The 23,975-nt window shown below is 63.2% G+C and carries 25 protein-coding genes; 11 read left to right on the top strand and 14 right to left on the bottom strand.

What is annotated here, in order from left to right; translation table 11 throughout:
* Positions 1-888: a DMT family transporter gene (locus YU3_RS0112240; protein ID WP_027166522.1), complete on the bottom strand. Its 888-nt coding sequence runs from the start codon at positions 886-888 to the stop codon at positions 1-3.
* 177 nt (positions 889-1,065) lie between these two features.
* On the opposite strand from YU3_RS0112240, the gene YU3_RS0112235 reads away from it, so the two are divergent.
* On the top strand, positions 1,066-1,578 hold the full coding sequence (locus tag YU3_RS0112235) for a hypothetical protein (RefSeq protein WP_027166521.1): 513 nt from the start codon (positions 1,066-1,068) through the stop codon (positions 1,576-1,578).
* A 28-nt stretch (positions 1,579-1,606) separates the two neighbouring features.
* Here the strand turns inward: YU3_RS0112235 and YU3_RS0112230 are convergent, their stop codons facing one another.
* Positions 1,607-2,935 (bottom strand): DNA polymerase IV, encoded by a 1,329-nt coding sequence (locus YU3_RS0112230; RefSeq protein WP_027166520.1) that lies wholly within the window; start codon positions 2,933-2,935, stop codon positions 1,607-1,609.
* Between the two features lie 65 nt (positions 2,936-3,000).
* On the opposite strand from YU3_RS0112230, the gene YU3_RS0112225 reads away from it, so the two are divergent.
* Positions 3,001-3,576 carry a GNAT family N-acetyltransferase gene (locus YU3_RS0112225; RefSeq protein ID WP_027166519.1) on the top strand — a complete coding sequence of 192 codons (576 nt, stop codon included), beginning with the start codon at positions 3,001-3,003 and terminating at the stop codon, positions 3,574-3,576.
* A gap of 101 nt (positions 3,577-3,677) precedes the next feature.
* Positions 3,678-5,255, top strand: coding sequence for a hypothetical protein (locus tag YU3_RS0112220; RefSeq protein ID WP_027166518.1), 1,578 nt, complete (start codon positions 3,678-3,680; stop codon positions 5,253-5,255).
* Positions 5,256-5,264: 9 nt separating this feature from the next.
* On the opposite strand, the gene YU3_RS0112215 is transcribed toward YU3_RS0112220, so the two are convergent.
* Together YU3_RS0112215 and YU3_RS0112210 are read right to left on the bottom strand one after the other, a co-directional pair.
* Positions 5,265-5,918, bottom strand: a complete 654-nt coding sequence (locus YU3_RS0112215; RefSeq protein ID WP_027166517.1) for a hypothetical protein — start codon at positions 5,916-5,918, stop codon at positions 5,265-5,267.
* Positions 5,915-6,214 carry a DUF3572 domain-containing protein gene (locus YU3_RS0112210; RefSeq protein ID WP_027166516.1) on the bottom strand — a complete coding sequence of 100 codons (300 nt, stop codon included), beginning with the start codon at positions 6,212-6,214 and terminating at the stop codon, positions 5,915-5,917. The genes YU3_RS0112215 and YU3_RS0112210 overlap by 4 nt, the downstream gene beginning before the upstream one ends.
* Positions 6,215-6,452: 238 nt before the next feature.
* Between YU3_RS0112210 and YU3_RS0112205 the strand changes: the two genes are divergently transcribed.
* Both YU3_RS0112205 and YU3_RS0112200 read left to right on the top strand, forming a co-directional pair.
* Positions 6,453-6,824 (top strand): response regulator, encoded by a 372-nt coding sequence (locus tag YU3_RS0112205; RefSeq protein WP_027166515.1) that lies wholly within the window; start codon positions 6,453-6,455, stop codon positions 6,822-6,824.
* Positions 6,825-6,857: 33 nt separating this feature from the next.
* The gene (locus YU3_RS0112200; protein ID WP_027166514.1) at positions 6,858-8,231 is read left to right on the top strand and encodes a PleD family two-component system response regulator; all 1,374 of its coding nucleotides are present in this window, start codon (positions 6,858-6,860) and stop codon (positions 8,229-8,231) included.
* 429 nt (positions 8,232-8,660) lie between these two features.
* Here the strand turns inward: YU3_RS0112200 and rpmG are convergent, their stop codons facing one another.
* From rpmG to YU3_RS0112155, 9 genes are all read right to left on the bottom strand, one after another.
* On the bottom strand, positions 8,661-8,828 hold the full coding sequence (rpmG, locus tag YU3_RS0112195) for a 50S ribosomal protein L33 (protein ID WP_006201775.1): 168 nt from the start codon (positions 8,826-8,828) through the stop codon (positions 8,661-8,663).
* 170 nt (positions 8,829-8,998) lie between these two features.
* Positions 8,999-9,361, bottom strand: a complete 363-nt coding sequence (locus tag YU3_RS0112190) for a nuclear transport factor 2 family protein (protein WP_027166513.1) — start codon at positions 9,359-9,361, stop codon at positions 8,999-9,001.
* A 34-nt stretch (positions 9,362-9,395) separates the two neighbouring features.
* Positions 9,396-9,881, bottom strand: coding sequence for a hypothetical protein (locus tag YU3_RS36400; protein WP_051333921.1), 486 nt, complete (start codon positions 9,879-9,881; stop codon positions 9,396-9,398).
* Positions 9,882-10,066: 185 nt separating this feature from the next.
* Positions 10,067-11,242, bottom strand: coding sequence for an MFS transporter (locus YU3_RS0112180; protein ID WP_027166512.1), 1,176 nt, complete (start codon positions 11,240-11,242; stop codon positions 10,067-10,069).
* 20 nt (positions 11,243-11,262) lie between these two features.
* A complete protein-coding gene (locus YU3_RS0112175) occupies positions 11,263-12,003 on the bottom strand; it encodes an NUDIX domain-containing protein (protein ID WP_027166511.1) in 741 nt (246 codons plus the stop codon).
* Between the two features lie 91 nt (positions 12,004-12,094).
* Entirely contained in the window at positions 12,095-12,538 is a 444-nt protein-coding gene (locus tag YU3_RS0112170) for a DUF983 domain-containing protein (RefSeq protein ID WP_027166510.1), read from the bottom strand.
* The gene (gene rnr, locus YU3_RS0112165; RefSeq protein WP_027166509.1) at positions 12,538-14,844 is read right to left on the bottom strand and encodes a ribonuclease R; all 2,307 of its coding nucleotides are present in this window, start codon (positions 14,842-14,844) and stop codon (positions 12,538-12,540) included. The genes YU3_RS0112170 and rnr overlap by 1 nt, the downstream gene beginning before the upstream one ends.
* 6 nt (positions 14,845-14,850) lie before the next feature.
* The gene (gene topA / locus YU3_RS36395) at positions 14,851-17,418 is read right to left on the bottom strand and encodes a type I DNA topoisomerase (protein ID WP_051333920.1); all 2,568 of its coding nucleotides are present in this window, start codon (positions 17,416-17,418) and stop codon (positions 14,851-14,853) included.
* 288 nt (positions 17,419-17,706) lie between these two features.
* Entirely contained in the window at positions 17,707-18,084 is a 378-nt protein-coding gene (locus YU3_RS0112155) for a hypothetical protein (RefSeq protein ID WP_027166508.1), read from the bottom strand.
* Positions 18,085-18,244: 160 nt separating this feature from the next.
* Between YU3_RS0112155 and YU3_RS0112150 the strand changes: the two genes are divergently transcribed.
* The 4 genes from YU3_RS0112150 (at position 18,245) to glmS (ending at position 23,230) form a co-directional block, all read left to right on the top strand.
* Positions 18,245-18,991 (top strand): cytochrome c biogenesis CcdA family protein, encoded by a 747-nt coding sequence (locus tag YU3_RS0112150; RefSeq protein ID WP_027166507.1) that lies wholly within the window; start codon positions 18,245-18,247, stop codon positions 18,989-18,991.
* A 92-nt stretch (positions 18,992-19,083) separates the two neighbouring features.
* The gene (locus tag YU3_RS0112145) at positions 19,084-19,521 is read left to right on the top strand and encodes a hypothetical protein (protein WP_027166506.1); all 438 of its coding nucleotides are present in this window, start codon (positions 19,084-19,086) and stop codon (positions 19,519-19,521) included.
* A gap of 149 nt (positions 19,522-19,670) precedes the next feature.
* Positions 19,671-21,038: a bifunctional UDP-N-acetylglucosamine diphosphorylase/glucosamine-1-phosphate N-acetyltransferase GlmU gene (gene glmU / locus YU3_RS0112140; protein ID WP_027166505.1), complete on the top strand. Its 1,368-nt coding sequence runs from the start codon at positions 19,671-19,673 to the stop codon at positions 21,036-21,038.
* 368 nt (positions 21,039-21,406) lie between these two features.
* Entirely contained in the window at positions 21,407-23,230 is a 1,824-nt protein-coding gene (glmS, locus tag YU3_RS0112135) for a glutamine--fructose-6-phosphate transaminase (isomerizing) (protein WP_027166504.1), read from the top strand.
* A 29-nt stretch (positions 23,231-23,259) separates the two neighbouring features.
* On the opposite strand, the gene YU3_RS42235 is transcribed toward glmS, so the two are convergent.
* Positions 23,260-23,454, bottom strand: a complete 195-nt coding sequence (locus tag YU3_RS42235; RefSeq protein WP_027166503.1) for a hypothetical protein — start codon at positions 23,452-23,454, stop codon at positions 23,260-23,262.
* On the opposite strand from YU3_RS42235, the gene YU3_RS39230 reads away from it, so the two are divergent.
* Together YU3_RS39230 and YU3_RS0112125 are read left to right on the top strand one after the other, a co-directional pair.
* Entirely contained in the window at positions 23,404-23,610 is a 207-nt protein-coding gene (locus YU3_RS39230) for a type II toxin-antitoxin system RelE/ParE family toxin (RefSeq protein WP_348631171.1), read from the top strand. The two genes, YU3_RS42235 and YU3_RS39230, sit on opposite strands and share 51 nt — an antisense overlap.
* Before the next feature lie 37 nt (positions 23,611-23,647).
* Positions 23,648-23,947 carry a HigA family addiction module antitoxin gene (locus YU3_RS0112125; RefSeq protein WP_027166502.1) on the top strand — a complete coding sequence of 100 codons (300 nt, stop codon included), beginning with the start codon at positions 23,648-23,650 and terminating at the stop codon, positions 23,945-23,947.
* Positions 23,948-23,975 lie beyond the last annotated feature (28 nt).

Below are 23,975 nucleotides of genomic sequence, written 5' to 3'. Positions count from 1 at the left end.
TTAGGGAGTCGCTGCTTCCGCCTCCGCCACCCGTGCCGTCTTCCTTTGCAGGTTGAGCAGATTGCCGGCCAGGATCAACGCCGCGCCGCCGGCGGTGAAGACATCGATCTGCTCGCTGTAAAGCAGCCAGCCGATCAGCGCCGACAGCGGCACGCGCAGGAAGTCCATCGGTGAAATGACGGTCGCATCGGCGTGGCTGAGCGCACGGGCCATGCAGAAATGCGAAGACATGCCGGTGAAGGCGACCACGAATATCGAGGGCCACTGCTCGACGGGCGGGTCGCGCCAGACATAGAGCGCCGGGACGAGGCCGACCACGGACTGGATGATCAGCATCCAGAAGATGATGCGCACGACGCTATCGGTTCGCGTCAGCGACTTGACCATGACCACCGAGACGCCGAAGCACATCGCGGCGCCCAGCACGACGAGATGACCGGGATCGACCGAGCCGACGCCGGGACGCACGATGATCACCACCCCGATCAGCCCCAGCACGATGGCCGTCAGCCTTGGCCGCGACAGCCTTTCGCCGAGAAAGCTCACCGCCAGGATCGCGGTCCAGATCGGCGTCGTGAACTCGATCGAGATCAGCACGGCCAGCGGAATCAGGGTCAGCGCATAGAGCCAGGCCGCCTGGCCGGCATAATGGACGACGTTGCGGGCGATGTGGGCGAGGGGGCGCCCGGTGCGCATCGCCTTGAAGCCGCCGCCCGTCATCACCAGCGGCAACAGGATGAAGAAGCCGATCACCGAACGCAGCTCCAGCACCTGGAAGACATTGAGCGCGGCCGTCGCGGTGCGGCCGGCGACCGACATCGCCAGGAACGAGGCGATCGACAGCGCCATCCAGAGCGCGGCCTTGATGATCGAGGGAGCGGGTGTCATGGGCGCTTTTCGCAAGCCGGACCTTCGACCGCAACCGCTAGTCGATGCATTCGACTGGGCCAGCGACTGCCCAGCCGGCGCGGCGTTAAAAAACAGTCATATTGGAGGCGGAACCTGCAGCCGTCGCAGGCGTTCGAGTCTTTGTGTTCGCAGCTTCGATGCCGGGGGAGAATTCCGATGAAATCGACGATGCTGTTTGCGCTCGCCGGCTGCCTGATCGCAGCAACGGCGGCGGTGGGCGCTCGCGCCGACGATGCCGGTTTCCTGCGCTCGTTCCAGGGCAGCTTCGCCGGCAACGGCACCCTCAAGGTCAGCGCCAGCGCGCCGACGGTGAATATCTCGTGCACCTTCAAATCCGGCGCCACCTCGACCTCGCTGTCGCTCGACGGCAAATGCCGCGGCCTCATCCTGATGACGCGGGAAATCAGCGCCGACCTCAGGGCCAGCGGCGCCGGCTATGCCGGCGTCTATATCGGCTCGCGCACAGGACCGGCGCGATTGAACGGAAGCCGCTCGGGCAACGCGCTCAATCTCGGCATCCGTTGGGCCAAAGAGGTCAATGGCGACCGCAAGGCGCGCTTGACCCTCGAAAAGACCGGCAGCGACGGCATGCGGCTGACAGTGACCGACACAGATCCGAAGACCGGCAAGACCATAGTGACGAGCCGGATCTACTTGCAGCGCACTTGATCAAGCCCGCAATAAATGCCGGCCAGTATCACTCCTCAAGCGGCTCGGGCGGATTGGCGTTGCGGCCCTTGCCGAATGTGTAGCCGGTCTCGACGGCCTTCCTGCCGAACTTGTCGCGCAACGTGTCCATCGCGCCTTCGGCCAGCGCGCGCTTGCGCGACTGCACGTCAACCAGATCGGGCGGATCGGCCTTTTCGTCGTCGGAGAGGTCGCTGACGCCGATGCCGAGCAGGCGGAACCTGGTGCCGTCGGCCTCGCGGCGCAACAGGTCGAGCCCGGTCTGGAAAATGCGGTCGGCAAGCCGCGTCGGATCGCCGAGCTGGCGGTTGCGGGTGCGGAGCTTGAAATCCTGCGTCTTGAGCTTCAGCACCACGGTACGCCCGGCAATGCCGGATTTTTTCAGCCGCGCCGAGACCTTTTCCGACAGGCCGCGCAGCACCGGCACCAGTTCCGCCAGGGCGGCGATGTCGGTGTCGAAGGTGGTTTCGGCCGAGACGCTCTTGGCATCGCCGCCAGGATCGACCGGGCGGTCGTCCTCGCCGCGCGACAGCCGGTAAAGCCGATCGCCCATAACGCCATAGCGGCGCATCAACTCGCCGCGCTCCATGCGCTGCAGCTGGGCAATCATGCGGATGCCGTCGCGCTCCAGCGTCGCGGCCAACGCCTTGCCGACTCCCCAGATCATCGTCACCGGCTGCGCGGCGAGAAAGCTTTGTGCCTCCGCTTCGCCGATCACCGAAAAACCGCGCGGCTTGCGGAAATCCGAGGCAATTTTTGCCAGGAACTTGCAGTAGGAGAGGCCGGCCGAAACGGTGATGCCGAGCTCCCTTTCCACTGTCTGCGCGAAGCGCGCCAGCACCAGCGCCGGCGGCATGCCGTGCAGCCGCTCGGTGCCGGCGAGGTCGAGAAACGCTTCGTCGATCGACAGCGGCTCGACCTGCGGTGTCAACGCCAGCATCAATGCGCGGACTTCGCGCCCAACGCCGACATATTTTTCCATGTCGGGCGGGATCACCACCGCTTCCGGGCACAGTTCGAGCGCCTTGAACATCGGCATGGCCGAACGCACGCCCTGGATGCGGGCGATATAGCAGGCGGTGGAGACGACGCCGCGGCGGCCGCCGCCGATGATGACCGGACGGTCCTTCAGCGCCGGGTTGTCACGCTTTTCGATCGCCGCGTAGAAGGCGTCGCAATCGATATGGGCGATCCGCAAGCGGTAGAGCTCGGCGTGACGGACAAGGCGCGGACTGCCGCAGCGATCGCAGCGACGCGTCTCCGCGCGCTGGAAAGCCAGGCAGTCACGGCAAAAACCGTGTTCGGGATTGTTGACAGGAGCGGCCATCGCTGCGAACATAAAGAGAACAAACGCAATGGTACGACAGCGCAAGGCTGGCAACAAGCTTGGCCTGGGGAGAACGCATGAGCACGACCATAGCACCGCTGACCCCAGAGCTCTGGCCCGACTTCGAGGACCTGTTTGGCAAGCAAGGCGCCTGTTATGGCTGCTGGTGCACGCATTTCCGGCTGGCGCCGGCGGAACGGCGCGCCAGCGACAAGGAGCGCAACAAGGATCTCATCAAAGCGCGAATAGAAGCAGGACCGCCGCCGGGGCTTTTGGCGTTCGAGGACGGCAAGGCCGTCGGCTGGATGCAGATCGGTCCGCGCGCCGACGTGCCCGAGTGGAACAATCAGGGCAGGGGCTCGGCGCCGGTCGATCCGTCCGATGCCGGCGATCCGGATGTCTGGGCGATCTCCTGCTTCTTCATCCGCGTCAAGGCGAGGGGCAGGGGCGTCACGCATCGCCTTGTCGAGGGCGGCATCACGTTCGCGCGCGAGAACGGCGCAAGGCTGCTGGAAGCCTGCCCGATCGACCTGTCGCGCGATTCGCGATCGATCGGGCTGTTCGTCGGCTCGTCGCGAGTGTTCAAGAAGGCCGGCTTCGAGAGGCTTGTGGAGCGCAAGCCCGGCCGTCCGCTGATGCGGCTGGTGCTTTAGCCGGGCGCGCTTTTGGCCTACAGTCGGCGTCTTGCGGCTGCAACGCTTGTTGCCTACCAGAAGCAGATTGTCTCGTCTTCCGAGACCAACGGAGAACCGACGTGAAGCGTATTTTGCCACTTGCCTTTGCCCTTGCGCTCAGCGCGCCCGCCTTTGCCCAGACCGTCGACGACCAGGGAGCCAAGCAGCTTTCCGACAATCTGGCGCGCTATTTCGGCAAGCAGGCGTTCGACAAGGGCGTGCTCAAGGTTTCGGTCGAGGGCGACGCCTACAAGATCGCGCTCGACGTCAAAGCGCTCGTCAATGCGCTGCCCGAGCAGAAGCTCGTGAAATTCGACATGGCGCCATACGCGCTGATGGTGAAGCCGCGCAGCGACGGGTCTTGGGACGTTTCGTCGAATTTCTCACAGGGCGCGTCCTTCGATTTCGACGGACCGGAAGGCCGCCAGAGCATGGAATTCACGATCAAGGACGGCAAGCTGACCAGCGTCTACGATCCGGCCCTTGCCGCCTTCACCAACGCGACCAGCTCGTTGTCCGGGATGACCATGACGTCCCGGCAAGCCAAGCAGCAGGCCGATGTCTCGACAGGCGCCGGCACTGCCACCGTTACGTCGACCAAATCCGCCAATGGCGGTGTCGATTTCACAGCCACGCAAAAGGTCTCGAGCTTCATTGAAAAGATCAAGATCGACGATCCCAACAGCGGAATGAACTTCCCGCTCACCTTGAAAACGCCGGAACTTTCGGTTGATGCAAACGGCAAGGGCGTGCGGACGAAGCCGCTGCTCGACCTGCTTGCCTTTGCCGTGGCCAACGAGGACGAAACCAAGCTCAAGGCGAACCAGGCTGAGCTCAAATCGCTCATGCTGGCCGCGCTGCCCATCTGGGAACGGGTCGATGGCAACTACGGCTTCAAGGATTTCGAGGTGGAGAGCCCTGTCGGCAAGTTTGGGGCCACGCAATTCAGCACCGCATTCGGCATGGACGGGGTCTCCCAGAACGGTAAGGTCGACTACGCGATCAAGGCCACCGGCCTCACGATCCCGCATCAGACCCTGCCCGAATGGACGGTGCCGCTATTGCCCACGGACATCGACCTGAACTTCGGCGGCGCCAATATCGATCTCGACACCATGGCGAAAAAAGCGATCGAAGCCTTTGATCTCAATAAGAATCCGCCGCTTTCGGATGAATTCGGCAAGACTTTGGTCGCCGATTTCAAGGCGAAGAACCCGAAGGTCGTCATCGGGCACAGCACGCTGAAAAACGCCGACATCGAAGTCGCGATGGAAGGCGAGATGACGTTTCCCGGCGAGAAACCCGATGCGACGGTGACCATCGATGTCGCCGGCTATGACAAGGTCGTCGATGCACTGAAGGAAGGAGCCAAGAGCGATGAGCAGATGGCGCAGGCCTTCCCGTTTGCGTTGGCCGTCAAAGGCTTCGGCAAGACCTTATCGGATGGCCGCCTGGAGTGGGTGATCAACACCAAGGCCGATGGATCCATCGCGGTCAACGGCGCCATGCTCAAGGGGCCAGATGAAGTCCAGGACGACAGCGCGGGTCAGGATGATTCGGGTGGTGATGACGGCGCGAACGGAACGGATAATTCCACCGGGGATGACGGTACGGACGGCGGCGACAATGGCGGGGCTGGCGCGAAGCTGCAGCCCTAAGCGCTCGCGCTAAAGCCCGAGGGCGCCGGCGATCTTCGGCGCCGCCTCGCGCCAGTCCTCGACCGAGATGATGTCTTCGGGCGTCGGCGGCAGGAAGGCGCGCAGCGAGTTGTCGGCCATCAGATGGAAGAGATGCGCGTCCGTCACGGAATTGCGCGCCGAGACCAGATTGGAGGGCTGGTCGTCGACAAAGGCGACCGGCCGTCCCTTGGCGCCGCGCAGTTTGGCGATTGCCGGCCCCTTGGCCATCTCGGTGGTCAGCAGCGGGTAATTCAGCCCCAGCGCGTCGAGATGCGCCCGGCGCACGGCGTGATGCTTATGCGGCATGGCGGTCAGGAGCACGATCTCGGCGCCTTGGCTGAGCATCGCCAGCGCGTCCGCGGCGCCGTCGGTGATGCTTTGCCAATCCGCCTGGGTGTCGAAGAACTCGCCGAGAAGCGCCGTCACCTCGGCTTGCTCGATCAGCCGGCCGGTCGCCGTCTCGGCGATGTTGCCGGTGAGTCGGAAGGAAGCCAGTGTCAGCCCGAAGCCGCGTGTTTTCAGGAAATGCGGGAAGGGCCGGACGAATTCGAGCACGACGTCGTCGACGTCGAGCACCAGCAGTGGCCGGTCGTCGGCTGCAAGCTCTTCGATCTGCCGCGCTGTCTCGGGATCGTCGCTCATGTCGAGCGCTCGTGATCGTCGTCGCCGAGCGGCAGGGCGCGCAGTGCCTTGCCGACGGCGGCCGGTGGCGTGCCGGTCTCCTCGGCGAAGCGCAGAAGCGTCGGCTCGTGGGCGAGGATGAATTGCAGAACGCCGGCAAGGAAGCCGGGCTCCGCGGCCGCCTTGCGGATCGACTGCACCTCGATGCCGGTGATCGCCAGGAAGCGGGGCAGGAGTTCCAGGTCGGCAGCAACGAAACCCAGCGCCTTGACGGCAACGGTTTCCGCTTCCTCGCGCATTGACGCTGCGTTCGCCATCATTACCTTTGGAATGGTAGATTTTTGAGTCTCTCTCCGCAGTAACGGCAAGCGTCGCTTGCGGCAAGCCTTCGCTCTCTCCCGCACAACGTCCGAAGGTGGAATTGGTACAGCTTTTCCAACCTCCGGTTTCCGTTTCGTCAATCATATTGGGCTAGAGTGCAATAGGGTTGGGTGCGGTCCGAAGGGACGCATTGCGACAGTCTTCGGCTTCGAGGGCGGTCGGGACGGGAATTTGATGGCTAAGAAGGTCATGATCGTCGAGGACAATGAGCTCAACATGAAGCTCTTTCGGGACCTCATCGAAGCCAGCGGTTACGAAACGGTTCGCACGCGCAACGGGCTGGAAGCGCTGGATCTCGCGCGCCAGCACCGGCCGGACCTCATCCTGATGGACATCCAGTTGCCCGAAGTGTCCGGCCTGGAAGTGACGAAATGGCTGAAGGAAGACGACGAATTGCATTCGATCCCCGTCATCGCCGTCACCGCCTTCGCCATGAAGGGCGATGAGGAGCGCATCCGCCAGGGCGGCTGCGAGGCCTATATTTCCAAGCCGATCTCGGTGCCGCGCTTCATCGAGACGATCAAATCCTATCTGGGCGACGCATGATGCATACCACCAGCACAACCGGAACCTTTTGAGATGACCGCGCGGATCCTGGTCGTCGACGACATTCCCGCCAATGTTCGGTTGCTGGAGGTCCGGCTGCTAGCCGAGTATTTCGAGGTGCTGACGGCCAATAACGGCGCGGATGCGATCGAGACCTGCGAGAACGGCAAGGTCGACGTCGTGCTGCTCGACGTGATGATGCCCGACATGGACGGGTTCGAGGTCTGCAAGCGGCTGAAGAGCGATCCGGCGACCTCGCATATCCCGGTCGTCATGATCACCGCGCTCGACCAGGTTTCCGACCGGGTGCGCGGCCTTGAGGCCGGCGCGGACGATTTCCTGACCAAGCCGGTCAACGACCTGCAGCTGATGACGCGCGTGAAGAGCCTTGTCAGGCTCAAGTCGCTGACCGACGAGCTGCGGCTGCGCGCCTCGACCACGCGCAATATCGGCATCGAAGAACTTCTGAGCCGCGATTTCGCAACCGAGGATACCAAGCCGAGGGTGCTTCTCATCGACGAGCGCAGGTCTTCCGTCGAACGCATCCAGAAGATGCTGCGCAACAGCGCCGAGCTCGATGTCGCGACCGATCCGCACGCGGGATTCTTCCAGGCGGCTGAGACAGCGTATGAATGCGTGCTGATCTCGACCGCTTTCTCCGACTTCGATGCGCTCAGGCTCTGCTCGCAGCTGCGTTCTCTCGACCGCACCCGCTTCCTGCCGATCATGCTGCTCGCCGACGAGGGCGAGGAAGGCCGTATCCTGCGCGGCCTGGAACTCGGCATCAACGACTACCTGATCCGGCCGATCGACCAGCACGAACTGACGGCGCGCCTGCGCACGCAGGTGCGGCGCAAGCGCTATAACGACCAATTGCGCGCCAGCGTCGCCCAGACCATCGAGATGGCGGTGATCGACGGACTGACAGGACTTCACAACCGGCGCTACCTCGACAGCCATCTGCAGACGCTGTTCGATCGCGCCGTGGCGCGGCGGCGGCCGCTGTCGGTGATGATCACCGATCTCGACCGCTTCAAGTCGATCAACGATACCCATGGCCATGACGGCGGCGACGATGTGCTGCGTGAATTTGCCAGGCGGCTGCGCAAGAATGTGCGCGGCATCGATCTCGCCTGCCGCTTCGGTGGCGAGGAATTCGTCGTGGTGATGCCGGACACCGATGGAGCGGTCGCCGAGAAGGTGGCCGAGCGTATCCGCGCCGAGATTGCGCAAGCGCCTTTCGCCATCGGAAGCGACGGCAAGGCGATCGAGGTCACGGTCAGCGTCGGCGTGTCCTCGCTCTTGAAAGGAACCGACAGCGTCGCCGCGCTGATGAAGCGTGCCGACCTCGCGCTCTATGAAGCCAAAAGCGGCGGCCGCAATCGCGTCGTGGCCAAGGCCGCGTAGCAGCCGAGACGGATTTTCCAGTCAACCCAACAGGGTTACGAATTTACCTTAACCCAAGCGATTCGCGAGCGGTGGTTAAGAAATGGTTGATTTTTATAAGGTCTTGCGCAAATCTGCGGCATAGACCGAAGACGAAGCCGGCACGAGGGTAGACTAGCCGGCCCGATCCAAAAAATACCCCATGATGCTCAGGTCCGCCGCATCTCCTGGGTCCGTGGGGTCGGCCGGCCGGCGCTGGCACATAGTGGCCTCCTCGTACCGCTGCCAAACGCCGACCGGCCCCCTTTTTCGAAAAGCCGACATTTTCTTTGGAAACCGACAGGGGAACCATGCGCTCAATAGCGGCGAGGTTCCTTTTGTTGCTCGACCTTGCCCCAAAACAAAAACGCCGCCCAAAGGGCGGCGTTTTGATTTCTCGGGATAACCAGATTACTTGATCTTGGTTTCCTTGAACTCGACGTGCTTCTTGGCGACCGGATCGTACTTACGGAACGAGAGCTTGTCCGTCTTGGTACGGCTGTTCTTGCTGGTCACGTAGAAGAAACCGGTGTCGGCGGTCGACAGAAGCTTGATCTTGATGTTTGCGGCTTTGGCCATGATTTTCGTCCGTTAACGTTCGTGGAGTTTTGGCCGCTGGAGCACGGGAAAACACCCGGACGCGGGAAACTTGGCGCGACACATAAAGAACGTGCCCGGAAAGTCAAGCCCGCTACCGACAGCCCGCGAGGCCCTTGGGATCGTCTCGGGTTTCGGCACCGAGCCATGGCTCATGGGAGGATGGACGGCTGGTCGATCACCCAAAGCCATGTCCCGTCGCCTTGCCGGTGGGCAATTTCCACGGTCACCGTGCCATCGGGAAGGCGCGTGGAAGTGAGTGCCAAATCTCCGTTGACGATAGCCGGACGCTGATCTCCAAGCTCAAACTTTGGCCCCCTTGTCACCAACTTGCCGTAGAAATCACGAATGGCGTCCCGGCCGCTGGCCAACTGTCCACCGCCGGTAGCGAGGATGGCGTCGGGCTCATAGAGAGCAGCCATGCCGTCTGCATCTCCTGCCTGCTGGCGAGAAACCAGGAGACGCGCCAGATCCTGGGGATTGCGCGCCGGCTTGCGGTTTGCCTCGTCGTTCATGGGCGACTTCCCAAACGCTACCAAGTTTCCGGTGTCACTCCGCAGCGACCGATTCCCGCTGCGGCGCCTTGGCGAGCTGACCCTGATCGGCCGTCTTCCAATCGCCTGTCGTGTTCCACCAGCGGTTCGGATTGGCGCGGTCGTCGAGGCCCTTGGAGCGGCTGGTCAGCAGCGGCTGGATGCGAATGACTGGCTCCTGATAGGAGTGAGCCTGGAATATGGCCTCGACGACGCGCGCGGCAAGCCCCTGGTCGTCAGGCAGTTCGAACGAGACTTCGACCGTTCCCGGCCGGCGGCGCAACTCTGTTTCCGCGCCCGCGGCGGCACCTTCCAGAGGCTGGTAACGCTCGATGCCTTGCGCCGACTGATAGGCATTGGCGTCATATTTGCCCATGCGAAGCGGCGTGATCGCCACCACCGCCTCCATGATGCGCTCGACATCGGCGGCCGGCGCCTGGAATGTGACGAGCAGAAGCAATTCCATCCTGAGGGACTTGGTTTCAAAGCCACTGTCGATCATCGCAATTCTCCTACCTGCGTTGGAGGCAGGGTATATAGCAGGGGTACTGCTGACACGGTGATGTCAGGATTGCCCCACGCTTCCGCGACATTCGCCCACTGCGTATCGCCCAGTAGTGCCCAGCGGTTCCGGGACAACGACATGCATCAAAACACGTCGCCTGAATTCGTTTCAGCGCGACGCGCTTAGAGAATCTTGCGCACGAGCCTGACCAGGACCAGAAGCATGTAGGCAGCGAAGAAAAGGGCCAGCGACCAGCCGAAGCCCGATGGGCCAAAGGCATCCATGCCGATGCCGATCGCCTGCGGACCCAGCACCATGCCGACGCCATAGCAAAGCACGAAGGCCGCGTTGGCGGAGGCCAGCTCATGGCCGGAAAGCTGGGAGCCGAGATGCGCAAGGCCGATCGTGTACATGGCGGCGACGACGCCGCCCCAGACGAACAGCAGCGCCGCCATCAAATGCCAGTTTTGCGCGAAGAACGGCATGAAGACGGTACCGATCAGCCCGACGGTGGCGCAGGCCAGAAGCAGATAGCGGCGGTCGGAAACGCGGTCGCTGATCATGCCGATGGGGATCTGCATCAGCACGTTGCCGAGCCCGATCATCGTCAGCAGCAGCGCGGCGTCGGCCTCCGAATAGCCGATGCGGCTGCCATAGATGGGGAACAGCGAGAAACCGCCGGTTTCGACGGCGCCGAAAACAAGAACGGCAAAAGTCGCTGTCGGCACCATCCAGATATAGCGCAGGAAATGGCTGGTCTCGCTGTCGGCGACGATGGTCGGGCTCTCGTTGCGGGCCGCCAGCACCGGGATAGCGGCAAGCGTCACCAGCACGATGGTGACGCCGAATGGCAGGAAGCCCGAACTGCCGAGATGGGCGAACAGCCACGGTCCGGCGGCGAAGCCGAGCGACAGCACGGTGGCGTAGATGCCGAGTACAAGGCCGCGGCGGCTCGGCGGGGCCGAGGTGCTGATCCAGAACTCCGACAGGATGAACAGCACCGTCAGCGAGATATGCAAGGCGACGCGAAGCGGAAACCACATCCAGAAGTCGGGCGCGAAATGGAAGCCGACGAAGGCGAGCGCGCCGATGGCAATCATCAACAGCATGGTCCAGGCGACGCCGAGCCGCATTGCAAGCGGGGTGGCGAGCGGCGCGCCGGCGATCGAGGCGAGGCCGGCGACAGCCGTGTTGAGGCCGATCATCGAAGCGGAATGGCCGCGGCTTTCCAGAATGACGCTGAGCAGCGGCATGCCAAGGCCGATGGCGATGCCGACGACGCTGATCGAGGAGATCGCCGCGATCATCGGCAGCCAGTGTACGCGTTCGTCGCCCTTTTCTTGGGTATCGACCGTCATGGGATCAAAATGCTCTGCTTCTAAAGGACTTCGCGGACGAAGCGGTTGCGGACGAGCCGGAAGAACGGCACGGCGCCTCCCGGCCGCAGCAAGGGATCATCGGCGAGCCGCTGTTCCAGTTCTTCCAGGATCATGCCGGTAATGTCGGGGATATCGGCCTTACGGGCATCGGCAAGCGGCAGCCAGACGAGTTCTTCCAGCTCGTTGGTGGGGCCGCCGTCGGGCAATTCCACCGCAACGTCGTGGCGCCAGGCGCTGAAGAAACGCGTGTCGAAACGGCGCACGCGATTGGGCGGGGTGATGGCGCGGGCGATGAAGCGGAGCGCGTCGAGCGATGGGGTCACGCCATGTTCGACGAAACCCTGCCAGTCACGCTCTGCGGTCGAGAAAACACCTTTGCGGCCAATCAGCAGCCCGGCTTCCTCATAGGTCTCGCGAATCGCCGACAGTGCGATTGCCCGCGCCCGCGCCGCGCTCGCGCGGCCGGGGCCTGCGACCAGCTTCTTCTCTTCTTCGCCGCGTAGTGGGGCAGACACGGGGATGCGGCTGTCGGCCGGATCGGTGCGGCCGCCGGGAAAGACGAATTTTCCGGGCATGAAGGCGTGACCAGCATGGCGCCGGCCCATCAGCACCAGAACGTCCCTGTCGCTACGATCGAGCAGAATGAGGGTCGCGGCATCGCGCGGACGCAATGCCCGGCCGCTGCGCACGGCCAGGCCTTTATCGAGCTTGTCGACATCCGCCTTGGTCATTCCTTCCATGCGCTCGACCTAGCGGAAACTTCCCGGATGCGAAAGTGGCTTGCACGTCGCGGTCTTTGCACCAGGGCGGACAGCGGTGCGACCTGGCTTATCAATGGCTCTCGAACTCGTCCTTGTCGTCGCCGAAGCCGTGCATATAGAGCGCCCATTGCAGGCCGATGACAGCGCCTTTGACCGGCTGCAACAGCACAAGCGCGAGAATGACGGTCAACGGCACCCAGATCAGCGCGTGCTGCCATGTCGACAGCGTGATGGCGGCCTCCACCGCCATGAAGGAGCCAACCACGATGTGGCCGACAATGACGATGACCAGATAGGCAGGCAGGTCGTCCGCGCGATGGTGATGGAGCTCCTCGCCGCAGATTTCGCACTTGTCCACGGGCTTCACGAAAGCGTGGAAAAGCTTTCCCTTGCCGCAATGCGGGCAACGGCCGAACATGCCGCGCTTCATCGCCGTCCACAGCGGACGCGGGACGCGGCCCGAATGATGCTCGCCACCGAAAACCTGTTCTTCCGCCCGCAAATCGCCTGGCATCATCGTCTCCTGCCGCGCGGTCCCGAATGCGATTGCGACGCGCGGGCGCGGCCCTTGGCCTTGTGGAACGACCGCCTTGAGCCGGGCAGGGCCTTCGGGTCGGTCAGCATCTCGAAACGCATCGCGCCGGCCATCGGCGCGACCTCGAGCAACCGAACTTCGACGCGATCGGCAAGCTGATAGCCCTTGCCGGTGCGTTCTCCGAAGAGCGATCGGGCGGTCTCGTCATAGATATAGTAGTCGCCGCCCAAAGTTGACACCGGAATAAAGCCGTCCGCGCCGTACTGCGGCAATTGAACAAAGAGTCCTGCCTTGGTGACGCCGGAGATGCGCGCGTCGAACGTGTCGTTGACGCGCTCGGCGAGATAGGCGGCAACCAATCGGTCGACGGTGTCGCGCTCTGCGGCCATGGCGCGGCGTTCCGTCGCCGAGATCAGCGCGGCGACCTCTTCCAGCCGGTCCGCCTCCTGCTGCGTCAGGCCGCCAGGCCCGAGACCAAGTGCCGCGATCAGCCCGCGATGCACGATCAGGTCGGCATAGCGGCGGATCGGCGAGGTGAAATGCGCGTAGCGCCTGAGGTTGAGGCCGAAATGGCCGATGTTCTTCGGCGAATACTCGGCCTGGCTCTGCGAGCGCAGCACCACTTCGTTGACCAGCGCCTCGTTGTCGGCGCCGCGCACCCGCTCCAGGATGCCGTTGAATTGGCTCGGCCGCATCTGCGCGCCGCGCGCCAGGGACAGGCTGAGCGTTTGCAGGAACTCGCGCAGCGATTCCTGCTTGGCGAGCGACGGCGCATCATGGATGCGGTAGACGAGCGGCTCTTTCTTGCCCTCCAATGTCTCGGCGGCCGCGACATTGGCCTGGATCATGAACTCCTCGATGAGCTTATGCGCGTCGAGGCGCTCCGGCACGATGACCCGGTCGACCGTGCCGTCGGGCTTCAGCAGGATCTTGCGCTCCGGCAGGTCGAGCTCCAGCGGCTGGCGGGAGTCGCGGCCGCGCCTGAGCACCGCATAGGCTTCCCATAGCGGCTTCAGGACGCTGTCGAGGATCGGCCGCGTCTTGTCGTCGGGAATTCCGTCGATCGCGGCCTGCGCCTGCGGGTAGGCGAGCTTGGCCGCCGATTTCATCATGACGCGGTGGAAGGTGTGCCTGAGCTTGCGGCCTTCCGACGAGAAGGTCATGCGCACGGCGATGGCCGGCCTGTCCTCGCCCTCGCGCAGCGAGCAGAGATCGTTGGAGATGCGTTCGGGCAGCATGGGGACGACGCGGTCAGGGAAATAGACCGAATTGCCGCGCTTCAAGGCTTCGCGGTCGAGCGGCGTGCCGTAGCGGATATAGGCGGCGACGTCGGCTATCGCCACGGTGACGATGACGCCGCCGGGATTCTTCTCGTCCGTATCGGGTGTGGCGAAGACGGCGTCGTCATGGTCTTTCGCATCGGCCGGATCGATGGTCACCAGCGGCAGATCGCGCCAGTCCTCCCGGTGGTCAAGCGTCGCCGGCTTCACCGCTTCGGCCTCGGCAATCACGTCCGCCGGAAAGACATGGGGAATGTCGTGGGCGTGGATGGCGATCATCGAGACCGCCTTCTCGCTGGTCAGCGATCCAAGCACCGCCAGCACCTTGGCGCGCGGCAGGCCGAAGCGCGAGGCGCGCGCGGGCTCGACCTCGACGAGGTCGCCGTTTTTGGCGCCGTTCTGGAATTCCTTGTCGACGATCAGCTCCGGCTGGCGCCGTTCGACGGGCTCGATGCGGAAGGTGCCATCCTTCAGAACGCGGAAGACGCCGAGCACCGCGTCGCTGCGCTTCTCGAAGATCTTCATCACCCGCCCGGTATAGGCAGGGCCTGACGGATCGTCGGTCGGGAAGGTCTTGGCGAGCACGCGGTCGCCGATGCCCGGCACCGGGCCGCCGGCGCCGCGCGAGATGCGGATGGCGACCACGGGCGGCGAACCGGGGCCGGTATATTCGTTGGGCTGCGCCAGAAGCACGCCGTCGTCGTCGCGACCGAAAATATCGAGCACGGCAACATGAGGCACCGCGCCGGGCCGGGTGAGGCGCTTCCGTTCCTTGTTGAGCAGACCTTCGTCCTGCAGGTCGCGCAGAAGATCCTTCAGCCAGATGCGGTCGTCGCCGCGCAGCGCGAAGGCCTTGGCGATCTCGCGCTTGCCGGATCGATCGGGATTTTCGGCGATGTAGCGCAGGATTTCGTCGCGCGAAGGCCGGTAGTCGCCCTTGACCTTGGCCCTCGTATCGGCGGTGCGCGGATCGCCGTGGCTTCGTCCGGAGATCCTGCGCGCCACGTCCTGCTACCCCTTCTTCGCGGCCCTGCGGAAGGGTTTTTTGCCGCCTCCGCCCTTGGCTTCCTTCTCGGCGATCATGGCGAGCGCGTCTTCCATCGTCACCGATTGCGGGTCCTTGCCCTTGGGCAGCGTCGCATTGACCTTGCCGTAGTTGACATAGGGACCGTATTTGCCGTCGCGCACGACGATCTTGCCGCCGCCATCGGGATGGTCGCCCAACTCCTTCAGCGCCGCCGTCGTGGCGCCGTTGCGGCCGCCCTTGCCCTTCTGCTGCTTCTCCGCAATCACCGAGACGGCGCGGTTCAAGCCGATCGAGAACACGTCCTCGATGCTTTCCAGATTGGCATAGGTGCCGTCATGCAGCACGAAGGGGCCGTAGCGTCCAAGCCCGGCCGAGATCATCTTGCCGGTTTCCGGATGTTTGCCGACATCACGCGGCAGGGCCAGGAGCGCCAGCGCCTTCTCGTGATCGATCGACTCGGCCGTCCAGCCCTTGGGCAGGCTGGAGCGTTTGGCCTCCTTGCCTTCGCCGCGCTGGATATAGGGGCCGAAACGGCCGCTGCGCAGGGTGATTTCCTCGGCGGTGTAAGGATCCTTGCCGAGCAGCTTGACGCCATCCTCGCCATTGCCGTTTTCGCCGTTGGGATTGGCGGCGTCGCCGAGCTGGCGGGTGAAGGAACATTCCGGATAGTTCGAGCAGCCGACGAAGGCGCCGAACTTGCCGAGCTTAAGCGAAAGATTTCCCGAGCCGCATTTCGGGCAGATGCGCGGATTGGAGCCGTCTTCCCGCGCGGGGAAAACAAGCGGCGCGAGTTCTTCGTTGAGCGCATCGAGCACGTCGGTGACACGCAGTTCCTTGATGTCGGCGACGGCGCCGGAGAAATCCTTCCAGAAATCGCGCAGCACGTCCTTCCAGGCGAGCTTGCCGTCGGAAATCTCGTCGAGCTTTTCCTCGAGCGAGGCGGTGAAGTCATATTCTACATAGCGCTCGAAGAAGCTTTCCAGGAATGCCGACAGCAGGCGACCCTTGGCCTGCGGCACCAGCCGGCGCTTGTCGATGGTGACGTAGTCGCGGTCCTCGAGCGTCTTCAGGATAGCGGTGTAGGTCGAGGGACGGCCGATGCCGAGCTCTTCCAGCTTCTTGATCAGCGTCGCCTCGGAATAGCGCGGCGGCGGCTCGGTCGTGTGCTGGGTGGCGTTGATCGCCTTGCGGGCAAGCTGCTCGCCGGCGCGGATCTCGGGCAGGCGGCGGCTCTCCTCGTCTTCCGCGTCATCTTCCTTTTGATCGGTATACGCGGCGATGAAACCGTCGAAACGAACGACCGAGCCGATGGCGCGAAGCTCGGCGGTGCGGGCACCGTTGACCGCCTCGATTTCGACGGTGGTGCGCTCGATCTCGGCGGGCTGCATCTGGCTGGAGATGGCGCGCTTCCAGATCAGTTCGTAGAGGCGGGCCTGGTCGGCATCGAGATATTGCCGCACGGAAGCCGGCGTGCGGTTGAAATCGGTCGGGCGGATCGCCTCGTGCGCCTCCTGGGCGTTCTTGGCCTTGGTCGTGTAAAGGCGTGGCTTTTCAGGCAGGTATTTTGCACCGAACTCGCTCACGATGGCGTCGCGCGCGGCCTCGATCGCCTCCGGCGCCATCTGCACGCCGTCGGTTCGCATATAGGTGATGAGGCCCGCGGTCTCGCCGCCGACGTCCATGCCTTCATACAGCCTTTGCGCCACTTGCATGGTGCGGGTCGCGGAAAAGCCGAGCCCGGACGAGGCGGCCTGCTGCAGCGTCGACGTGGTGAAGGGAGGGCCGGGGTTGCGCTTGGTCGGCTTGGCCTCGAGCGAAAGCGCCTTGAAAACAGCGCCCTCCAGCATCGTCTTGATGTCGTCGGCCTGCGCTTTGTTGGCGATGTCGAGCTTCTGCAGCTTCTTGCCGGCGAAGGCGGTCAGCCGCGCCTCGAAACCGTCGTTGCGGGGTGTGTTGAGGATGGCGGCGATCTGCCAGTATTCCTCGCGGATGAAGCGCTCGATCTCGGATTCGCGGTCGCTGACGAGACGCAACGCCACCGACTGGACGCGGCCGGCAGAGCGGGCACCCGGCAGCTTGCGCCACAGCACCGGCGACAGCGTGAAACCGACGAGATAGTCGAGCGCGCGGCGGGCGAGGTAGGCATCGACCAGCGGCGCATCGATCTGGCGCGGATTGGCCATCGCTTCCAGCACCGAAGCCTTGGTGATAGCGTTGAAGACGACGCGGCTGACCGGCTTGTCCTTCAGCGCGCGCTTCTGCTTCAGGACTTCGAGCACATGCCAGGAGATGGCTTCGCCCTCGCGATCCGGGTCGGTGGCGAGGATCAGCCCATCGGCGTCCTTGACCGCCTTGGCGATGTCGGCGAGGCGCTTGCCGGAGGCGGTATCGACCGACCAGGACATGGCGAAGTCCTCGTCGGGCCGCACCGAGCCGTCCTTGGCCGGCAGATCGCGGACGTGGCCGAACGAGGCCAGAACCTTATAGTTCTTGCCGAGATATTTGTTGATTGTCTTCGCCTTGGCCGGCGATTCGACGACGACGACGTCCATGAGGTCTCTTATCAATTAGGAGGCGGCGGAAGAACTCCGCGGCGCACGACGAAATCCCACTCTTTTCGTCGCTCACATGGCCGCGCTTTTGCAATCGGTCAAGGGGAGGCGGCCAATTTGCGAGGTGCCAATGCCAGATACACTCTTAGAGTGTATGGCAAAGATCACATTTTTGGGGACGGTGACGTCAGTGCTTCGAAAGGGCTGACGAGGGGGCAAAGCCTGCTGGCCGCCAGATCGAGGGATCGGCGGCCAGATCGTGCCCTTTAACGGGGCGGGCACATTTTCTCAGTCGGCCTTTACGACATGCCAGGCGCCAGCAACGCCTTCGCCGGCCATGTCGCCGGCCTTCTTGTCCTTGACGAAAGTATAGACCGGCTTGCCGTCATAGGCCCACATCTTGGTGCCGTCGGTGCGGTCGACGACCGTCCATTCGTCGTCGGCCTTGGCGCCGGCCTCGGCCTTCAGCGGCGGCCAGTTGGCGGCGCATTTGTCGTAGCAGTTCGACTTTCCCTTCTCGTCCTTGTCGAAGGTGTAAAGCGTCATGCCGTTGGCGTCGGTGTAGATCTTGGTGCCGCCGACTTCGGCTTCCTTCCAGGCCTCGGCGGCGTGGGACGCGGCGGTGCCGAGCAAAAGGGCGGCAAACCCGAGTGCAATCGCTTTCATCACAAATCTCCCTGAGAACAAGCGCGCGGCAATCGCGCGCTCATCCAGTCAACGCATCGAGGAGGCTGTTTCTTCCTCGGGTGAAGCGGCCACACAATGGTGATTGGCAGGCGCGCGCCGGCGTCGCTATATCGACGCCAGCACAATCGGGACTCATTGGATGGCATTGGACATCGGCTATGTCAGCGCGGTCGGGGCAGGGGCGATCTCGTTCCTGTCGCCATGCGTGCTGCCGCTGGTGCCGCCTTATCTCTGTTACATGGCCGGCGTTTCGGTCGATGATTTCCGTGGCAGCCAGAGCGTGACGGCGAAGGAAGGCGCGCGCGGCGCGCTGCTTTATGCCTCGCTTGCTTTCGTGCTTGGCTTCTCCACGGTGTTCGTCGCGCTCGGCGCCGGAGCCTCGACCATCGGTCGCCTGCTGCGCGTCTGGCAGGAGCCGCTGGCGATGGCGGCGGGCGTCCTGATCATCATCATGGGCCTGAATTTCCTCGGTATCCTGCGCATCCCGCTGTTGTCGCGCGAAGCGCGTTTCCAGTCTCAAGGCAAGCCGGCCAGCATGATAGCGGCCTATGTGATGGGCCTTGCTTTCGCTTTCGGCTGGACGCCCTGCATCGGCCCGGTGCTGGGGCCGATCCTGACTTTAGCCGGCGGGCGCGAGACGGTGGGTGAGGGCGCGCTGCTGCTTGCGGCTTACTCGCTCGGCCTCGGCATCCCATTCCTGATCGCGGCGCTGTTTTCCGGCGCCTTCATGCGCTTCCTCGGCAAATTCCGCGTCCATCTCGGCCGCGTCGAAAAAGCGATCGGAGCGCTGCTGGTCGTCGCCGGTGTTTTTTTCCTCACAGGCGGCGTACAGAGCGCGTCTTACTGGCTGCTGGAGAATTTCCCGGTGCTTGGGCGGCTGGGCTGACATCGCTATCGTCAAACCGGAACGATGCCCGAAAACTGGCGTTACAGGCCGTGCGCGGGCGCAACAACCGATGACCGACCGGCGAGGCGACAATGGTAGCCAAGGCTGACGTGCAGAAGTTCTTCAAGGCCTACGAAAGGGTCTACAACGACGCGATCGTCGGCAATTTCGACATGGACGATTTTGGAGACATGTATTCGTCCGGCTTTGTCTCGGTAACGCCTGCAGGGGTGATGGTCGGCGAGAACGGCCAGCAGCTGAAAGACATCATGAAAAAGGGTTTTGAGGCCTATCGGGCGATGGGAAGCAAGGCGATGACCTGCAAAGATGTCGCGGTGACGCCCATCGATGAGGGCCATTGCGTGGCCAAGGTGCGATGGTCGGGCGACTATGAACGCAAGGACAGAAGTCACGTGACCATCGATTTCGAGGTCGATTATCTCGTCGAACGGCGCGATGGCAGCTTGAAGGTCTTCGGCTGGATCGCCGGCGACGAGCAGGCGGAATTCAGGAAGCACGGCCTATTGTAGGGGTGCTGGCCGCGCGATTTCGCTGCAGGACCCGCTGATTAAAAGTCAGTTGCTCAATCCATCTCACCGGAATTTAACCGCATTGGTACAGCATAGCGCCAATGCTAAATGTGCGTTGATTCCAAACCTTTTCATATGGTTGCCCATCCATGAGCCAGAGATCCTGCCTGTCCGTCATCCTCGCCGCCGGCGAAGGCACGCGCATGAAAAGCGCCATGCCGAAGGTGTTGCACGCCATTGCCGGCCTGCCGATGGTGGCTCACGTCGTGAAGGCTGCCGAAGCGGCCGGCGCGACGGGCCTCGCGCTGGTGATCGGTCATGGCGCCGACGAGATGCGCAGGGCGGCGCACAAATTCGCGCCGAAGGCAGAGACTTTCGTGCAGGAGAAGCGGCTCGGCACCGCACATGCGGTGCTTGCCGCTCGCGAAGCGATATCAAAGGGTTATGACGACATCCTGGTGATGTTCGGCGACACGCCGCTGATCGACGCGCAGGCTCTGGCAGCCGCGCGGCAAAAGCTGGCGGAGGGTGTCGCCGTCGTGGTGATCGGTTTTCGTCCGCCAAGCCCGATCGGCTATGGCAGGCTGATCGAGAAGGGCGGCAAACTCGTCGCCATTCGGGAGGAGAAAGACTGCTCCGAAGACGAGAAGAAGATTGGCTTCTGCAATGCCGGGATGATGGCGGTGGCGGGCGAGCATGCGCTGCGGCTGCTCGACAAGGTCGGCAACAAGAACGCCAAGGGCGAATTCTACCTGACCGACATCGTCGAGATCGCCGGCGCGGAAGGCCTCGATGTGGTTGCCATGGAGGCTGGCTTCGAGAGCGCGCTCGGCATCAACAACCGGGCCGAGCTCGCGGAAGCGGAAGCGATCTGGCAGACGCGCCGGCGGCGCGAGGCGATGCTTGCGGGCGTCACGCTCATCGCGCCGGAAACCGTCTATTTCTCGCATGACACCGAGATCGGGGCCGACACGATCGTCGAGCCGAATGTCTGGTTCGGTCCGGGCGTCAAGATTTCCACCGGCGCCACGATCCATGCCTTCAGCCATCTCACAGGGGCCACCATCGCCGAGAACTGCGAGATCGGGCCCTTCGCTCGATTGCGCCCCGGTGCCGATCTCAGGAAAAAGGCCAAGGTCGGCAATTTCTGCGAGGTCAAGCAGGCGACGGTCGAGGAGGGCGCCAAGGTCAACCACCTGACCTATGTCGGCGATGCGCGGGTCGGTGCTGGGGCAAATATCGGCGCCGGCACCATCACCTGCAACTATGACGGCTACTCGAAATTCTTCACCGACATCGGCGAGGGGGCCTTTGTCGGCTCGAATTCCTCGCTGGTGGCGCCGGTCACGATCGGCAAGGGCGGCTACATCGCTTCGGGCAGCGTGATCACCGAAAGCGTGCCCGACGACGCGCTGGCCTTTGGCCGGGCCCGCCAGAGGACGATCCCCGGCAAGGGCAAGGAACTGCGCGAGCGCTTAGCTTCGGCTGCCGCGGCAAGGAAGAAAGCGGCGGAATAAGCAGGCCGCAGCTCAGGGCAATTGGTTTCCCGCTCACCAGCAGCGCGCTGGCTGTTGCATCTCAAAGCCGCCTTGTGTCATCCAGCGCGGATCGTCATTCGAAGGATGACGCAATACCGCCGCAAATGGTACTTGCCGCAGCAGCTGCACCTCGCAGTATAGACGAAGGCAGTGCGCATGGATGTTTCGGCGCTGAAGTGATCGAAAAACCGAACAATTGCGGTAACTGGATTGCAATGGCCCTCTGCCATGATGGTACGCGAAACAGGGTTCCGGCTGACACGGAACGAAACGCAAAGTGACTTTCGCGGTAGCCCGGCAATCCGTAGATGACGCTGGGTTTTCCGCTGGGAATCGGGGGTTATCGCATGTGCGGTATCGTTGGAATCGTCGGCCGGCAGCAGGTTGCGCCGCTCATTGTCGACGCGCTGAAGCGGCTCGAATATCGCGGCTATGACTCGGCCGGTGTCGCCACCATCGAGAAGGGCGAGCTTGGCCGCCGCCGCGCCGAAGGCAAGCTGGTCAACCTCGAACGCCGGCTGAAGGACGAGCCGCTCGACGGCACGATCGGCATCGGCCACACGCGCTGGGCGACGCATGGCGTGCCCAACGAAACCAACGCGCATCCGCATTTTTCCAACGGCGTCGCCATCGTCCATAATGGCATCATCGAAAATTTCGCCGAGCTGCGCGACGAGCTTACCCGCGACGGCTACAGCTTCGCCTCGCAGACCGATACCGAGGTCGTGGCGCATCTGGTGGCGCGCGAACTCGCCAAGGGACTGAAGCCGGTCGAGGCGGCGCATGCGGCGCTGAAGCGCCTTTCAGGCGCCTTCGCCCTGGCGATCATGTTCAAGGGCGATGAAGACCTGATCGTCGGCGCCCGCAACGGCCCGCCTTTGGCCGTCGGTCATGGCGAGGGCGAGATGTTCCTGGGCTCCGACGCCATAGCGCTGGCGCCCTTCACCAACTCGATCACCTATCTCGAGGACGGCGACTGGGCGGTGGTTCGCCGCGACGGCGTCGCGATCTTCGACATCGACGGCAAAAAGGTCGCCCGCAAGCGCCAGCAGTCGCTGTCGACCAGCTTCATGGTCGACAAGGGCAACCGCCGGCATTTCATGGAAAAGGAAATCCACGAGCAGCCGGAGGTGATCTCGCATACTCTGGCGCATTACGTGGATTTCGTCTCGGGCGTGTCGAAGCCGCTCGACCTGCCGTTCGACTTCGCCAAGATCGGCCGGCTGGCGCTCTCGGCTTGCGGCACAGCCTATCTCGCCGGGCTGATCAGCAAATACTGGTTCGAGCGCTATGCGCGGCTGCCGGTCGACATCGATGTCGCCTCGGAGTTCCGCTATCGCGAGATGCCGCTTTCGGCCAACGACGCGGCCTTCTTCATCTCGCAGTCGGGCGAGACCGCCGACACGCTGGCCTCGCTGCGTTATTGCCGGCAGGCCGGCATGAAGATCGGCGCGGTTGTCAACGTGCGGGAATCGACCATGGCGCGCGAATCCGATGTCGTGCTGCCGACGCTTGCCGGGCCGGAGATCGGCGTCGCCTCGACCAAGGCCTTCACCTGCCAGCTTTCGGTTCTGGCATCGCTCGCGGTGCGCGCCGGCGTGGCGCGCGGCGCGATTTCGCGCGATGAGGAAAAGCGGCTGGTGCGCGAGCTTTCGGAAGCGCCGCGCTTCGCTACCCAGGTGCTGAAACTCGATGAGCAGATCGAGCGCATATCGCGCGAGCTCTCCCGCTACAAGGACGTGCTCTATCTCGGCCGCGACACCAATTTCCCTTTGGCCATGGAAGGCGCGCTCAAGCTCAAGGAGATTTCCTACATCCACGCCGAGGGCTATGCGGCCGGCGAGCTGAAACACGGGCCGATCGCGCTGATCGACGAGAACATGCCGGTGATCGTCATCGCCCCACATGACCGGATCTTCGAAAAGACGGTCTCGAACATGCAGGAAGTGGCGGCGCGCGGCGGCAAGATCATCCTGATCACCGACGCCAAGGGCGCAGCACAGGCGAGCGTCAAGACGATGGAAACGATCATCCTGCCAGAGGTGCCGGAGATCATCTCGCCGATCATCTACGCGCTGCCGATCCAGATGCTCGCTTACTTTACCGCCGTGTTCATGGGCACCGACGTCGACCAGCCGCGCAATTTGGCGAAATCGGTGACGGTGGAGTAAGGCGACATCTGGCGCTGCGCCGGATCGTATCAATCAGTGATACGGGCCTCTTGCTCCTGATTGTGTATCAAGGTATGATACAAATCGTGGGGAAGGCTGTTGATCGTCTCGTTCAAAGGCAAGACGGTGGAGGCGGTCGCCGCGGGAAGGGACCGAAAGGATTTCCGTCGGATCTGGTCGCCCGTGCCGAGCGCCGACTTCGGGCAATCGACAATGCCGTCCAATTGAACGACCTCCGGTCACCGCCGGGAAACCATCTTGAGGCATTAAAAGCAGATCGTGCAGGGCAGCATTCGATACGCATCAACAATCAGTGGCGCATCTGCTTCAGATGGACCGCTGCCGGCGCCGAAGATGTGGAAATTGCCGACTACCACTGAGTGGGCACTTGCCCTAACCCTTTGAGGATACTGAGCTATGCTCAAGTTCGCACGCCCCATACACCCCGGAGAATTCTTGCGCGAGGAATACCTTGCGCCGCTTGGCATGAGTGCCGGCGCGCTTGCAAAAAAGCTCAATCTTCCACGCACTCGGATCGAACGCATCGTCAAGGAAGAGGTTGGTCTTACTCCTGATACGGCGCTTCGTCTCGCCAGGTTCTTCAACACCACGCCCGAGTTCTGGATGAACTTCCAGAAGGCCTACGAGTTGGAGACCGAAGCGAGGAAAATAGCGTCGGAACTCGAGAAGATCGTGCCGCTGGACGCGGCGGCATGACGATCATTCTTTAAAAAACTTTCGCAGT

The sequence above is a fragment of the Mesorhizobium sp. WSM3224 genome (genome assembly GCF_000427725.1).
Classification (GTDB): Bacteria; Pseudomonadota; Alphaproteobacteria; order Rhizobiales; family Rhizobiaceae; genus Mesorhizobium.
This window is presented reverse-complemented; position numbering and strand designations above follow the sequence as displayed.